Raw genomic sequence first — 15,531 nt, forward strand, 5'->3', positions numbered from 1 at the left:
GGAAAGTTTCAGGTTTCAAGTTTCAAGTTTCAGGTTTCAAGTTTCAAGTGCTTCGCTGGTCTATGGTGTTGTAGATCAGCGAAGCACTTGAAACTTGAAACTTGAAACTTGAAGCCTGAAACCTGACACTAAACACCTTATTCGATCGGCAGGCAGACGGTGAAGGTCGTTTCACCCGGTTTTGAGTGAACGTTGATGCTGCCATTATGGTGTTTGACCACACCCTGTACAATGTCGAGGCCCAGGCCGGAGCCTTTTCCGATGCCTTTGGTGGTAAAGAAAGGCTCAAAGATCTTCTTCTGGATCGCCTCGGGAATGCCCGAACCATTATCGGTGAACGTGGTATAGATAAACCGTTCGCTGTCAACATAACTCCGAATGGCCAACGTACCTCCTCTTTCCGGCATCGCATCCAGTGCGTTATCGATGAGGTTGGTCCAGACCTGATTCAGCTCACCGGGCCAGCCGCATAGGCCGGGCAGATCGGCAGGAATATCAATGGAGACGGCTACCTGTCTGGCCCGCACTTTATGGCCCAGCAGCGTGAGTGTACTCCGAATACCTTCGGCCAGGTCAATGGATTCTTTACCAGTGCCCCGGTCCATATGCGTATACGACTTGATCGACGCCACCAGCGTAGCCATCCGGCCCGACGCTTCACCGATATCGATGACCAGCTTTTCGGTTATCAGGTTGTTGCTCACCCACGACAGCACGCCCGCCAGATTCTGATCGCCCACCTGCTCCAGAATATGATCCAGATCGGCCTCGGAGAAGCTAAAATCAGCCAGCGTACTGGCCAGATCAGCCGTGCCAGGATCATCAACCGAGACGTTATGGTCGTCGAGCCAGTCGGTCAGGTCATCTTCCAGGCTGCTCCGTTCCAGCAGCGATAATGGCTTGGCGCGGTGGTCCAGCTTGTCGAAAAGCCATTCATCCACCGTGTCGGTTTGCTCATCAGTGAGCGACAGCCGCATTATTTCTTTAAATCGTTCGGGCGTGGCCCGCATATGCCCTTTTAGTGCTTCGGCGTTGCGCACGATTGCTGAAACCGGGTTATTCAGCTCATGTGCCAGCCCGGCAGAGAGCCGCCCAAGCGAAGCCATTTTCTCTTCCTGCTGCACCTGATGCGCAAACGTGCGCACCCGGTCAGTCATCTGCTGTACGAATGTTTCGGTCAGTTCATAACAGTCTCTGGTCATGTCGCGGAGGTGGTCCCGGTGCAGGGCCAGCGTGCGCACATCGGTTTCGGCAACGATGGGAAACCGCGCTTCCGCCATCCGGGAGTACGGCAGCAAGCCCAGCACCGCCGGTGCCAGGTACGTGATCATGTCTTCCAATGCCTGACCGGTTATGACGATCTGCCCGGCGAGCAGCAGCCGCAGGGAGTCAACCGGTTTGCCGGGTTCATTGATCACGTGCCCTTTCGGGAAATTTTCCTCGTCGACGCGTTCGAGCAGCCAGACCAGTTGGGCGTCAGGTACGTTCTCAAACTGAGGGAAGTCGCGAAGAGCAGCGAGCGTAGCCATAGTGAGGGACAGTTAGTCGGTTGGGTGATATGAAGATAATGATCGCTATTGATACCAGAACTGGCCAGCCGAAGGGTTAGTTTTGTCGTCAGTACGCTGCCCGAGCGTTCCGGGTCCTGTTTCGCAAAGAAATAGCCAGGCACGGCATGGCAGCCTGGCGTACTATTCATCTAATGCCTTTTATATGGTTGCAGTTATTCAACGGGTTACCGAGGCGGCTGTGCGCATTGACGGACAGGTACATGGCCAGATTCAGCGCGGCTTCTTAGTGTTATTGGGCATAACCCATACCGATACGTCAGACGACGTAGTGTGGCTGGCGAAAAAAATTACCGGCCTGCGCATTTTCAACGACGAAGCTACAGAAGGCCGCCCCAGCAAAATGAACCTGGACCTGGCCACGGTAGGCGGCAGTATCCTGCTGATTAGTCAGTTTACCCTGCATGCCGACACAAAAAAGGGGAACCGCCCCAGTTTCATTGACGCCGCCCGGCCAGCGGTGGCCATTCCACTTTATGAGCAGATGATCACCCAATTATCGGCAACGCTTGGTCATCCGATTCAGACTGGCGCGTTTGGCGCCGATATGCAGGTGTCGCTGGTCAATGATGGGCCCGTCACGATCATCATCGACACCCAAAAACCGTAGCCTGCCTCACGGCCATCAGGTACGTTCCCACTCAGGACGTATCGAACCAGGTATACGTATCAATCAGTTTCTGCCGTTTTTGGATAAAACCGTACTTTTATAGTTAATTCCTCTTTGCAGCGCACTGAATGAACTTCCTGCCGACCGATGTTGCCCACTACGCCGATGCGCACACGTCGCCCGAAAGCGGTGTGCTACAACGGCTTAACCGCGACACCTACGCCCACGTCTTACACCCGCGCATGCTATCGGGTCATCTACAGGGGCGGATGCTGTCTGTGTTCTCCCACATGATCCGGCCGAACCGGATACTCGAGATCGGTACCTATACTGGCTATTCGGCCATCTGCCTGGCCGAAGGCCTGGCCGACGGTGGCCGGGTAATCACCATCGACAAGAACGAAGAACTGGAGTCGATCGCCCGCCGCTACTGGGCCGAAACCCCCTACGCCAGCCAGATCGACCTGCATATTGGCCGGGCAAGTGACATTATTCCCACCCTGGACGAGACGTTCGATCTGGTTTTCATTGACGCCGACAAAGAAAACTACGCGCTGTATTATGATCTCGTCTTCGATAAAGTTAAGTCCGGTGGCTTTATTCTCTCCGACAATGTACTCTGGAGCGGTAAAGTAGTTGAACCAGTGAAACCTTCTGACAAAGACACACAGGCCGTTATTGCCTTCAATCACAAAATTCACAGTGATCCGCGCGTCGAGAACCTACTGCTGCCCGTTCGTGATGGCGTGCTCATTGCCCGCAAATTATAACTTATGAAACACGCCCTGTCCTTCTTTTTTTTCTGGCTTTCCCTGGCGGCTACGGCCCAGCCTTTACCCACACCGACCGTTCCTGATCAGGTAACCTTTGCCGATCTGACGGTCCGTTTTGATGCCGACGCCCGGCGGCTGATCCAGCAGGATGTGAATGCCCTGATGAGCAACCGGCAATACTGGAACGCCAAACTCGACCGGGCGCTGCTGTATTTTCCGATCATCGAAACGGTTTTATTGACGGAGAAAATACCGACCGATTTCAAGTACCTGGCCTTGCAGGAAAGCTCACTCACGCCCGACGCCGTATCGTCGTCGCAGGCCGTTGGGTTCTGGCAGTTCAAGCGCGAAACAGCGCAGGACTACGGCATGGTGGTGAATGAAGAGGTGGATGAGCGGAAGAACATATCGGCCTCAACGGCAGCGGCGGCCCGGTATCTGCGTCGTAGCAATGGTATGTACACCAACTGGCTGTCGTCGCTCTTCTCATTTTACCTGGGAACCGGCGGCATTAGCAAGATTGTCTCGCCCGACTGGGCCAACGCTCGGGATATTACCCTCGACGGCCGCACCGACCGCTACATGCTCCGGTTCTTTGCCCATAAGCTAGCCGTTGAGTACGCCATTCGCACATACCAGCCCGTAAACACTTTTTCGCTGGTTGAATACTCGGGCGGTGCAGGCAAAACCATCGACGAAATTGCGGGCGAATTAAGCCTGAACGCCAACGACATACGTACCTACAACCGCTGGCTCCTGATCGATCACGTGCCCATCGACAAGCCCTATGTCCTGGTGATCCCCACGCCCAACGGACAGATCAACGACCTGCGGCAGCGCATTGCTCAAACGACAGATAAACCCATTAAAGCCATCGTGACCGACGATATCGGCTTCCCGGTTCTGAAACGCGTGACGCTGGCCACGGCCTCCGTGAATGACCCGGTATTGTATGAGATCAACGGATTGCCCGGCATTCAGGCGCAGGGCGGTGATAATGCGGGTTCGCTGGCACGTAAGGCGAAGATCAGCCTGTCGAGCTTTCTGCGCTACAATGATCTGGGTGAGCGCGACGCAATCACGGCTGGCGACGTGTACTACCTGGCCAAAAAACGCAAGAAGGCGCTGGTCCCTTTCCATACCGCACGCCCCGACGAGACCATGCGTGGCATTTCGCAACGCTATGCCCTCCGGCTGAAAAAGCTGCTCCGTTACAACCGCATGGACCGGGTGCAGAAGCTCCAGGTAGGGCGTGTTCTCTGGCTGCGCGAACGTCGCCCGGCCAAAACACCGGTCGAAATCATGACGGCCCCTACCCCACCCGTTTATGATAACTCACCCGCTACACCGGCTACACGCCCGGTTGCTGAGCGCCCAGGCCGCGACTTACCAGCTGGGGGCCAAACGGCCAATGCCATTCCGCGCAATGCTTCAGAACGCAAGCGGTACCAGCCCAAACTGGTTGGCAGCGCAACACCTACGAGCCAGTCCGACGAAGAGCGCGTAACCGATACCAGTCCGGCGTCATCGAAGTCAACGGGTAGTCCCGTAAACCGGGCCCCTGCCGCTACGCCTACCCCCACAGTGACTACAGCCGTTACGCCTGATCGGGCGAATCCGGGCGAAACGGTGGAAGTGCCCATCGCCGCTCCGCGCGACGCAGGTTCACCCCAACGCACGATCATTGTTCGCTCGGAAGGTGAAGCCGTTCGTGAACGGACTACTCCCGCCCGGCAGCTATCAGGTACGTTCCAGGAAACGCCAGACCCGGTAGCCAGCACAGCCAGCAACCAAAACACACGGCCTGTTCAGACCAGCCTGCCCGAAAAACAGCCTCAGCAGCCGCCCACCGACCGAACGCCTTTACCGCGTAACCAAACGGTGAAGATTCCGCCCTTGCCGCCTATGACTACGGCAGACCCCACTTCGGCCGAACCGAGCAAAGGCCGGGCGGTGAAGCACACGATCGAAGCGGGTCAGACCTACTACAGCCTGTCCCGGTATTATGGTGTAACTGTTGACGATCTCTTGGCGGCCAACAACCTGACGCTTGACAGCAAGCTCTCTGTCGGGCAAACGCTGACCATACCGAACGTACCTGTCGGTTATCCTGCGGGCCAGCCCACAACGAGCCCTACGCCCGCCGGTTCGACCCGGTCAACGCCACCGGCTACGGTAGCTCCACCCGCTGCTGAGCCAACGTACCACGTTGTGGCAAAGGGCGAGACCCTGTACCGAATCTCAAGAAGCTATAATGTCACCATCGAACAGTTGATGCAGTGGAACAACCTGCCTGACCTGGGGGTGAAAGAGGGTCAAAAATTAAAAGTAAGCCAGTAGCGCCCATGATATTGATCGACCATACCGTGATCAGCGACGACATTGCTGAACAGTTCTTTGTCTGCAACCTCAATAAGTGCAAAGGCGCCTGCTGCGTAGAAGGCGACGCCGGGGCACCACTCGAGATGGGCGAACTGGAAAAACTGCGGGAAGTGTATCCCGAGGTGAAGCCATACCTGTCGGCAGCGGGCATCCAGGCCATTGAGGCACAAGGCCTTTACGAAGCGGATGAAGATGGCGACTACGTCACCACAACGGTTGGTGGCCGCGAGTGCGTGTATGCGATCTACGACGAGCAGGGCATTCTTAAATGTGGTATCGAAGCCGCCTATAACGATGGGAAAGTCAACTGGAAAAAGCCTATTTCCTGCCATCTGTACCCCATTCGGGTCACCAAGTATGAGCAGTACCACGCATTGAACTACGACCGCTGGCCCATTTGTGCGCCCGCCTGTGGGTTTGGCAAAGAGCTACACGTACCTGTTTATAAATTCGTTCGGGAAGCCCTTGTGCGTGCCTACGGCCAGCCCTGGTACGACAAGCTGGTCGAAGAGATCGAAGGAGTGAACGAATGAATGGTCATCCGCTGCGCTGTCGTTGATCGTCATTAGTTGTCATTCATCAAAAGAATACCAATGACAACTAATGACGATCAACGACAGCGCAGCGAATGACCATTTTATGACTACTAAGCAGCTACTGATGCACCTGTTGCCAGCGCCTGTTGGCGTTTGACATAATAGCTATACGAGGCAGCCCCGATAGCCGGTATAAGCAGCATAGGCATCCAGGTGCTAATGGGTTTTACGAAGGCCACCGCGTAGATCGCCCCAATGATATCGTACATTAACCCGGCATAGGCCCATTCTTTACTACGGGGATACCCTGGCACCAGAATACCAATCACGCCCAGCAACTTGGCCCAACCCAGAAAAGGAACCAGGTGAGCGGGAAAACCAATTCCCTTGAAGCCTTCTACGGCCATCGGCATAATTAGTATATCGGGAATAGCCGAGCCAAGCATAAAAAATGCAAAGAGGCCCGTAAAGGCCCAATAGAGGATGTTTATAGTTTTCATACTAATGCAGCGATAGACGAGTGAGTGGCCAGGGCAGGCTGTACGTTGTCGAAATTCAGATACCAGTGAAAGCCATATTGATCGGCCACATCCCCAAAAATGCTTCCCCAGAACGTGTTCTCTAACGGATGAACTACTTCACCACCGGCCGATAGCTGGTCGATCAGTCGATTAATTTCGGCTTCACTGCTGCAATTCAGCACCATAGAGACCGAGTTACCGATCGCGGGCTCCTGACCGACGCCCATATCCGACCCCAATAGTACCAGACTGCCCCGTTTCAGGCAGGCATGGAGAATACAGCCATGCAGAGCAGCAGGCATCTGGTCGGCCAGTGGCGATTCCCCAACCGGCAACAGCGTTAGCTCCCCGCCCAGGCATTCCTGATAGAACGTCATGGCTTCCCGGCAGTTGCCGTTGAAGTGCATGTAGGCATTGATCTGTGTCATAAAGTAGTTGTTGTTTTAAGATTACAGATCAAATTTACGCCCTATGCAGCTGGCAGGCAGGGGGTGAAAGCGGCAAGATAAGGGGGGCATCGTGCCATCTTTTTCCGGCTCTATTTTTGTAGCGAAACAGCTAGCTCGCTCCGGTCCGTTTTAGCCTGCTCAATGCCTTATTTTTCGTTCTTTTTGGCCTTACGGACCTGCTCCTGCTCATAGGCTTCCCGTTGCCGTTTATCGGCCAGCAGGTTGCGGTATAGCCCATTCAGGACATAAATATCATCGACCTCTTCAATGAGCAGGTGGAGTTGTTCGCGGATGTGTTCTACTTTCATGACAGGGTATTCAGGTCTGTTAATGACACTATTGATTGGTTAAAAATAACCCCTTGTTCGTAAAATCAGTTGTATCCCTACAATCGTTTTTCGAAGCAATAACTAAACATGTGCCTGAAATTCTGTAAACTTGTTAAAACGATTGGCTTCCATGAAACAGACGCTACTTCTTCTTTCCCTTTGCCTTACCGCTGTGGCCGTCCGGGCGCAGAATGCTGTGCAGCAGACAGCACCCAAATCGGTCTTTAGCAACACGTCGGCCGTTGTTGTCGATGCCATAAAAGCCACCGCCCCTGCTCGCGTTGAGGCTGTTGAACAGATCACGGCGACAAACGTTGTCGAACGTGCCGCGACGGCTACCTACACAGCGGGCAAAGCCATCGTGCTTCAGCCTGGTTTTGAGGCACGGGCGGGTTCTGTGTTCGCGGCAACTATCGCGCCTGTTTCGGCCCGGTCCGCCGAGGCCAGTTCAGTGCTGACCCTCTCGGCCTGGCCCAACCCATTTCAGAATCAGACAACGGTTGAATATAGCTTACCAGAAAACAGCACCGTCAAACATACCCTGACAGACGCCCGCGGTGCGGTACTCCGCCAGGATACTCCCACGGATGTTCAGTCGGCCGGCGTGCACAGGATCGGCGTCGACGGGGCCAACCTGCCTACCGGGGTGTATATTTATCAGCTCCAGACCGGCAACCAGACAAAAACGATTCGGCTGCTCAAACAGTAGGCTGCCAAACGTACCTACGCCCTTACGAAGCCAGCACGATCGTGCTGGCTTTTTGCGTTGGGCCAGTTTATAAAGTATTCAAACATGGACCCACCCTATTAGGTTGATGCATCAACAAACACTCGCTACTCAATCAGTTATGGTGTCAACTTCTTCACCCCTATTACCCCGGAAACAAAGCCCGAAAAACGTAGCTTTTATCGGTGACTACCTGCCCCGTCAATGCGGCATCGCCACATTTACGTCCGACATGTACCAATCCTATGCCCGGTTCATCCCGGAGGCAACACCCTGGGTAGTTTCGGTTAATGATACGCCTGAAGGATACGACTACCCGGAAGAAGTCCGGTACGACTTTTACCAGCATGACCTTGAGGCCTACCGGAAAGCCGCTGAGTTTCTGAATTCTAAAAACGTTGACGTTGTCTGCCTTCAGCATGAATATGGCATTTATGGTGGGCCCGCCGGCAACTACATTCTGACGTTGCTTCGCGGGCTGACGATGCCCATCGTTTCCACGTTTCATACCATCCTGAAAAACCCGGACCAGGATCAGCTACTGACCTTGAAAGCCATTGCCGACCTATCGGCGCGGGTAGTCTGCATGTCGGAGAAAGGGCGGCAATTCCTGACAACCATCTACGAAATTCCTGACGAAAAGATCGACGTCATTGCGCATGGCATCCCCGATATGCCGTTCGTTGATCCGCATTTTTATAAAGATCGCTTTGGGCTGGAAGGCAAACAGATCCTGCTCACCTTCGGCCTGCTATCGCCTAACAAGGGCATTGAGAACGTGATCAACGCGCTGCCGCGCATCGTCGAGCAGTTCCCCAATGTGGTGTATATGGTGTTGGGCGCCACGCACCCGCATCTGATCAGGCATGAAGGCGAAGCTTACCGCGATCGATTGAAGCAACTGGCCGAGGAAAACGGTGTGCGGAACAACATCCAGTTTTATAACCAGTTTGTTGAACTCGACGATTTGCTCGAGTTTCTGGGCGCGGCCGATATTTATATCACTCCCTACCTGAACCCGGCCCAGATTACCTCGGGTACGCTGGCCTATTCGGTAGGTGTAGGCAAAGCGGTGGTGTCGACGCCTTACTGGCATGCCGAAGAATTGCTGGCCGACGATCGGGGCAGGCTGGTTCCTTTTGGTGATGCCGACGCCATTGCCGGCGAAGTCATTGATCTCCTGAGCGACGAGCCTGCCCGGCATGCCATGCGCAAACGGGCCTACCTGATGGGTCGCGGTATGACCTGGGAGCACGTGATAGGGCAGTATGCCGATTCATTTGCGCAGGCCCGGCATGAGCGGATGAGCGCAACCTATACGCCGGGGCTGTATCCGGGAGGATTGAGCGGTGGGCTTCACCTGCCTACCATCAAGCTCGATCATGTGTACCGCCTGACCGATTCAACGGGGATGGTGCAGCACGCCCGGTATCACCTGCCTTTCTACCAGGAAGGCTATTGTACCGATGATAACGCACGGGCCCTGATGCTGACCCTGCTCCTGAAAGAATCGGGTGTTCACGACCGGCACATCGATCAGCTGGCCGATACATACATGGCTTTCCTGAATTATGCCTATTCGGAAGAGCATCGTCAGTTCCGAAACTTCATGAGTTATGACCGGCGCTGGCTCGAAGACGTGGGATCAGAAGACAGCACCGGCCGTACAATCTGGGCGCTGGGTACGTGCATTGGGCGTACCGACGAGCAAAATTCGCTGGTGTGGGCTATGAGCCTGTTGGAACAAGTGTTGCCCTCCACGCTCACGATGCAGTCGCCCAGGGCGTGGGCCTTTGCCTTGCTGGGCATTCACGAATACCTGAAACGGTTCAGCGACGACCGGCTGGCGAAGAACATCCGCACAAAACTGGTGGCTAACCTGATGTTCCGCTTCAACGAGACAGCGACCCCAGACTGGCAGTGGTTTGAAAACACGGTGGCCTACGATAACGGGGTGTTATGCCATGCCCTTATCGTTTCCGGCGACTCAGACGCCGTTGCTGTGGGCCTGAAGGCCCTGACCTGGTTGATGGAACTGCAAACCTCGAAACCGGTATCAGACACTCAAAAAACCAATTTGCCAGCCGATAATCGGACCCATTTTCAGCCAATTGGCTCAAATGGTTTTCATGAAAAAGGTAAACACAGGGCCGAATTCGATCAGCAGCCACTTGAGGCCTACAGTTCCATTTCGGCCTGCCTGGCGGCCTGGCGCATTACCGGAGACATTGACTGGCAACGGCGAGCCATGCGCATTTTCCGCTGGTTCACTGGCCTGAACGACCTGGGTTTACCGCTTTATGATTCGCTAACGGGTGGCTGTCGGGACGGTCTGCACATCGACCGCGTTAACCAGAACCAGGGAGCTGAATCTACGTTGGCTTATTTGCTATCGCTGGCTGAATTGCAACTGGCCTTTCAGCCCACAATTGAGAAATCCATAGCCCGTTCCGTGGTCAGCGTATTATCTTAGCTACATTAATCTGTAGATTTTATCAGCAATCGGTTATCAGTTGTCATTGTTCGATCGTTCATCTGGCAAATCATATTGATAAAGCCAACGCGCCCGTTGGCTGATTATTGGTAGCTGCTGATAGCTGATTACCGTTCACTGATTACTGACCTATGAGCCTAAAAGCCACCCGTACAGGCGTTGTATTACGTCCCGACCCAGCTCGTGTACTGTTTCGTCCTTTTGACCTGGGCAACAGTACCCGCACCCTGAAAATCATTGCCCGGGTTAATTCACTAACCGAAGAAGAGGTGCAGCAAAAACTCGAAGAGGTAATCCGCGAGTTTGGCAATCGTCACCATAAACTGAACACCTTTTTCCTCGGTCGTTTCGATCAGGTCAAATCACAGTTGTTGACTGACGAACCCCTGACCGATGAGCGGAAGCTGCTGCTGGGGGCCTATTTCACCATGGAATATTCGCTGGAATCGGCGGCGTTGTTCAACCCATCGATGGTCTGGCACCCCGATCAGACAAATCTGCCACCGGGTTATAAGCGGTTTGTGCTCAGTCTGCGCGCGACGGGCGAAGGCCATATTTCGTCGATCTCGTTTCGAACAGGCTACATTGATGAGGAAGGCAAGGTAGTGTTGCAAAAGCCTTCCAGGTACGTTACCTCACCCGAAGCCATTGTCAGTCAAAAGTTCGACAAGGCCACCTTTGTGAAGAAATTGTATGAACTCCGGCTGATCAACAGTATTTCGGAAGGCATTCTGGCGGGGCTGAGTGATGAGTTTACCTTGCAGGATATCGACGCGCAGGTAAAACGGGTAATGAGCCAGTTTCGGCACAATGCCGAATACGAAACCATTACCAGTGGACTGCTGGCCCTGGCACGGTCGAACTACGAAATGCACTTCGACGACGATCAGAGCATTGATGAACGTTGCATTTTCCCACATTCACCCAACGAAACAAATGGCATCGAAGATGCCCGGTTTGTGGAGTTCTGCGATGATGATGGTGAGATCACTTACTATGCAACCTATACGGCTTACAATGGTCGGGTAACTTTTCCACAACTGCTGGAGACCAAGGATTTTACGCACTTTTCAATTAGCACACTGAACGGTGCCGAAGTGCAGAATAAAGGCATGGCCCTGTTTCCGCGCAAAATCAACGGGCGCTACGCGACCCTGTCGCGGCAGGATGGAGAAAATATTTACTTAATGTACTCCGACGATCTGTACTTCTGGCAGACTAAAGAGTTGATCGCCAAACCAACGTACCCGTGGGAGTATGTCCAGTTGGGAAACTGTGGTTCGCCCATCGAAACAGCGGCCGGCTGGCTGGTGCTGAGTCATGGTGTAGGCCCTATGCGTAAGTATGCGATCGGTGCCTTTTTATTAGACCTCAATGACCCCTCAAAAGTGATCGGTCGAACCAAAGAACCACTGCTAAGCCCCGACGAGAACGAACGGGAGGGATACGTACCCAACGTGGTATACAGCTGCGGCGGACAGGTCCACGGAAACACCCTCATTATCCCCTACGCCATGTCGGATTACGCCAGCAGTTTCGCGACTGTCAACGTCGACGAACTACTAGCTGAGTTAACTGGTGGACGCGTGGCAGCCCGATCAGTTGCGGGAGTAGTTTAACCCAAGTATATAGCACTAAAAAAAGCTTCGTATTTTTTTGCGAAGCTTTTTTTATTCTGAGTATTATTCTTAATTAATCTATTCGCAGAATTTTATATAGATTATTTTACTGATCACCATACAAATCTTAGTTAAATACATGTAAAAACGATTTGTTCGCTTGACAACTATCAGGTAATTTTGGTGAGTCTTATAGATATGTTCTATAGAGGATATAGTTCGTTATCTTTTCATATAAACTGGTCAACTAATAATGAAAAAACTTTTAATGGTCGCACAGCTGTTGCTGTGCCTTGTCAGCCTGCCGCTGCTGGCCCAGGACCGCACCATCACCGGCCGCGTCTCCTCCGGCGAAGACGGATCCCCCCTGCCCGGCGTCAACATCGCCATCCAGGGCACCACCCGAGGCGTCTCCTCCGATGCCGAGGGCAACTACCGCCTCTCCGTCCCCGCTGGTACCGTCCGGCTGGTCTTCTCCTTCATCGGCTTCGTCACCCAGGAAGTGGTCACCTCCACCCAGACCACCCTCAACGTCACCCTGGCTCCCGACGCCACCAACCTCAACGAGGTCGTCGTCACCGCCTTCGGCATCCAGCGTAACGCCCGCGAGATCGGCACCTCCGTCACCCGGGTCAACAACGAGCAGATCGTCCAGGCAGCCCCCGTCAACATCGCCTCGGGTCTGACCGGCAAGGTGGCCGGTCTGCAGGTCAACCTCACCAACAACGGGGTAGGTTCTAACCCCCGGCTCACCATCCGGGGCAACCGCTCCTTCCTGGGCAACAACCAGGCCCTGCTGGTGGTCGATGGGGTGCTGACCGACATCTCCTTCCTGAGCTCGATCAACCCCAACGACATCGACAACACCTCCATCCTGAAGGGACCCTCAGCCGCCGCCCTCTATGGCTCGGATGCCTCCAACGGGGTGCTGATCGTCAACACCAAGCGGGGGGGCGGCAAGAACAAGGCCCAGGTGTCTTACACCAACAACACCCAGTTCGAGAGCATCTCCTACATGCCCGACCTGCAGCGTACCTTCAGCTCCAACGGCGGGGAGGGCAACCCCTTCCTGGATGCCAACGGCTACCGCTTGTACGTACCCTACGAGAACCAGCAGTTCGGTCCTCGCTACGATGGCTCGATCCAGCCCCTGGGCTACGGGGTGCAGGTCCGTAACGCGGATGGCTCCATCCGGCTCGACACCTTGAAGGTGCCCTTCGCCTCGACGGGAGTGGACCCGCGGCGGGCCTTCTTCAACACGGGCAGTACGGTGCAGCATGATCTGTCGTACCGCATCGGGGATGCCTCGGAGTACTTCGGGCTGGGCATCCAGCGGGTGGACCAGAACGGGGTAGTGCCCAACGACAAGTACTCGCGGACCAACTTTCTGATGAACGGGGGGCGCACCATCGGTAAGTTCTCGGCCAACGGCAAGATCAATTTCACCTATAGCAATTACAACCAGGAAAACGGTGATTTCTCTCAGGGTCGTCCCGTGTACTGGAACGTGCTGAACCAGCCCGCTCACGCCCCCCTGCGCGATCCCCGCATCATGGACATCACTAGTCCGTATGGCGATGTGAACGGCTACTTCAATGCCTACTACCCCAACCCCTGGTGGCAGGTGTCGGGCAACAACTCCCGCGCCCGCCAGGACAATTACGCCGTGCAGGGTTTTGCCGACGTGGCCTACCAGGTCAAGCCCTGGTTCAACGTCTTGTATCGCCTGGGCGGCCAGATCAACGCCAGCCAGTTCAAGAGCAACCTCTCGGCGGTGTCGTTCAGCGACTACGCTAAGTCCGACCCCTGGAGCGCGGGCAACATCGCCTCGTCGGTGCGTCAGGTCAATGGCAACGTAGCCGACCAAAGCTCGTTCAGCTCTCGTTTCACGGGCGACCTGCTGGTGACGCTCTCGCCCAAGTTCGGCGATTTCACCACTAAATTGATTCTGGGTCAGCAGACGCGCATCCAGTACGCCCGCCAGGTGAGCACCTCAGCAGGGCAGCTGGTGGTGCCCGGCGTCTATAACGTAGCCAACCGGCTGGGCCAGCTGGTGGGTTCGGAGTCTATCTCGCAAAGCCGCCTGGTGGGCGTGTTCGGCGACCTGACGCTGGGCTACAAAGACTTCCTGTTTGTCAACCTGACGGGCCGCAACGACTGGACCTCGCTGCTGGCCCCGGCCAACCGCTCCTTCTTCTACCCCGGGGCCAACGTCTCGGCGGTGCTCTCGGAGGCCATCCCCGCTCTGAAAGGCAACAACACCCTGACGTACCTGAAGCTGCGGGGGGGCTATGCCAAGGCGGGTAACGTCAACGTGGCGGCCTACCAGCTGCAGAACACCTTCAACCCCGGCACGGGGGTGGGGGCCTTCTTCCCCTTCGGCAGCCAGCCGGGCTTTGTGCTCAGCGACCGCCTGAACTCGCCGGACCTGAAGCCCGAGTTCACCACCAACATCGAAGCTGGCATCGAGTTCGGGTTGTTCAGCCGGGTGAACGCCGAGGTGGTGGTCTACAACACGGAGACCACCAACCAGACGGTGCCCATCCAGGTGTCGCGCTCGACGGGTTATTCAACCGCCCTGATCAACACGGGCACGATGAAAAACCAGGGGATTGAAGTAGAACTCAAAAGCACCCGTCCGGTGGTAAATGCCGGCGGATTTAGCTGGAACGTTGGCTTCAACTACACCTACAACAACAACATTGTAACGGACGTATACCCAGGTCTTGATCGGATCAACATTCCACTCTCGAACGGTGCGGGTTCGGATGTGTACGCGGCTAAGGGTCAGAACTACCCTGCGCTCTATACGACTGACATCGCCCGGGTGCAGAACACGGATCCTAATGCGGCTTACTACGATGCGACGGGACAATTTGTGGGCCGACCCGTTGTGAACCCAACCACGGGTTACCCCATCCTGAACACGACGTTGCAGTATCAGGGCACCACACAGCCTAAGCACCGCTTCGGCTGGACCAACACGTTCGCTTACAAAGGTGTGTCGCTGAATACGACGATTGAGTATCGCGGTGGTGCGGTGATCTACAATGCCATCGGCAACGCCCTGGAGTTCACCGGAGCCGGCATTCGGACCACCTACAACGACCGGCAGAACTTCATCTTCCCCGGCTCGGTACTGGCCACAGCCAACGCAGATGGCAGCAACTCGTTTGCCAACAACACCAGCGTAACGACCCGCGACGGCAACCTGGAGTTCTGGACCAACTCGGGCTACCACAATGCCGGCTCGAGCTACGTGACCTCGGCCGACTTCTGGAAGCTACGCGAAGTGTCGCTCAGCTACGACATCCCCGCCTCGATCCTGGGCTTCACCAAGTTTGTCAAGACCTTCAACATCGCCCTGACGGGCCGGAACCTGCTGATGCTGCGGCCCAAGACCAACGTCTTCACCGACCCCGAGTACTCGCTGGATAACTCCAACGCCCAGGGTACAACGAATGAATACCAGACACCGCCTACCCGCTTCTACGGCTTCCGCGTAGGCATTGGTTTCTAACCT

At 55.2% G+C, this 15,531-nt stretch carries 12 protein-coding genes; 8 read left to right on the top strand and 4 right to left on the bottom strand.

Annotation, left to right across the window (positions count from 1 at the left end; translation table 11 throughout):
• Positions 1-137: 137 nt before the first annotated feature.
• Entirely contained in the window at positions 138-1,529 is a 1,392-nt protein-coding gene (locus ACAW75_RS21890; protein WP_370730897.1) for a sensor histidine kinase, read from the bottom strand.
• A 184-nt stretch (positions 1,530-1,713) separates the two neighbouring features.
• On the opposite strand from ACAW75_RS21890, the gene dtd reads away from it, so the two are divergent.
• The 4 genes from dtd to ACAW75_RS21910 all read left to right on the top strand — a co-directional run bounded on the left by dtd (position 1,714) and on the right by ACAW75_RS21910 (position 5,866).
• Positions 1,714-2,178, top strand: a complete 465-nt coding sequence (gene dtd, locus ACAW75_RS21895) for a D-aminoacyl-tRNA deacylase (RefSeq protein WP_370730898.1) — start codon at positions 1,714-1,716, stop codon at positions 2,176-2,178.
• 128 nt (positions 2,179-2,306) lie between these two features.
• On the top strand, positions 2,307-2,948 hold the full coding sequence (locus ACAW75_RS21900) for an O-methyltransferase (protein ID WP_370730899.1): 642 nt from the start codon (positions 2,307-2,309) through the stop codon (positions 2,946-2,948).
• Between the two features lie 3 nt (positions 2,949-2,951).
• Positions 2,952-5,291, top strand: a complete 2,340-nt coding sequence (locus tag ACAW75_RS21905; RefSeq protein ID WP_370730900.1) for a LysM peptidoglycan-binding domain-containing protein — start codon at positions 2,952-2,954, stop codon at positions 5,289-5,291.
• A 5-nt stretch (positions 5,292-5,296) separates the two neighbouring features.
• Positions 5,297-5,866, top strand: coding sequence for a DUF3109 family protein (locus ACAW75_RS21910; protein WP_370730901.1), 570 nt, complete (start codon positions 5,297-5,299; stop codon positions 5,864-5,866).
• A 113-nt stretch (positions 5,867-5,979) separates the two neighbouring features.
• On the opposite strand, the gene ACAW75_RS21915 is transcribed toward ACAW75_RS21910, so the two are convergent.
• The 3 genes from ACAW75_RS21915 to ACAW75_RS21925 form a co-directional block, all read right to left on the bottom strand.
• The gene (locus ACAW75_RS21915; protein ID WP_370730902.1) at positions 5,980-6,369 is read right to left on the bottom strand and encodes a DoxX family protein; all 390 of its coding nucleotides are present in this window, start codon (positions 6,367-6,369) and stop codon (positions 5,980-5,982) included.
• Complete coding sequence (locus ACAW75_RS21920) at positions 6,366-6,818, bottom strand: VOC family protein (protein WP_370730903.1); 453 nt, start codon at positions 6,816-6,818, stop codon at positions 6,366-6,368. The genes ACAW75_RS21915 and ACAW75_RS21920 overlap by 4 nt, the downstream gene beginning before the upstream one ends.
• A gap of 167 nt (positions 6,819-6,985) precedes the next feature.
• Positions 6,986-7,147 (bottom strand): hypothetical protein, encoded by a 162-nt coding sequence (locus ACAW75_RS21925; RefSeq protein WP_370730904.1) that lies wholly within the window; start codon positions 7,145-7,147, stop codon positions 6,986-6,988.
• Between the two features lie 151 nt (positions 7,148-7,298).
• Between ACAW75_RS21925 and ACAW75_RS21930 the strand changes: the two genes are divergently transcribed.
• From ACAW75_RS21930 to ACAW75_RS21945, 4 genes are all read left to right on the top strand, one after another.
• Positions 7,299-7,877, top strand: a complete 579-nt coding sequence (locus ACAW75_RS21930) for a T9SS type A sorting domain-containing protein (protein WP_370730905.1) — start codon at positions 7,299-7,301, stop codon at positions 7,875-7,877.
• A gap of 139 nt (positions 7,878-8,016) precedes the next feature.
• The gene (locus tag ACAW75_RS21935; RefSeq protein WP_370730906.1) at positions 8,017-10,368 is read left to right on the top strand and encodes a glycosyltransferase family 4 protein; all 2,352 of its coding nucleotides are present in this window, start codon (positions 8,017-8,019) and stop codon (positions 10,366-10,368) included.
• Between the two features lie 152 nt (positions 10,369-10,520).
• The gene (locus ACAW75_RS21940; RefSeq protein ID WP_370730907.1) at positions 10,521-12,008 is read left to right on the top strand and encodes a glycoside hydrolase family 130 protein; all 1,488 of its coding nucleotides are present in this window, start codon (positions 10,521-10,523) and stop codon (positions 12,006-12,008) included.
• Positions 12,009-12,261: 253 nt separating this feature from the next.
• Positions 12,262-15,528, top strand: coding sequence for a SusC/RagA family TonB-linked outer membrane protein (locus ACAW75_RS21945; RefSeq protein WP_370730908.1), 3,267 nt, complete (start codon positions 12,262-12,264; stop codon positions 15,526-15,528).
• Positions 15,529-15,531 lie beyond the last annotated feature (3 nt).

The organism is Fibrella arboris, assembly GCF_041321095.1.
Lineage (GTDB): Bacteria > Bacteroidota > Bacteroidia > Cytophagales > Spirosomataceae > Fibrella > Fibrella arboris.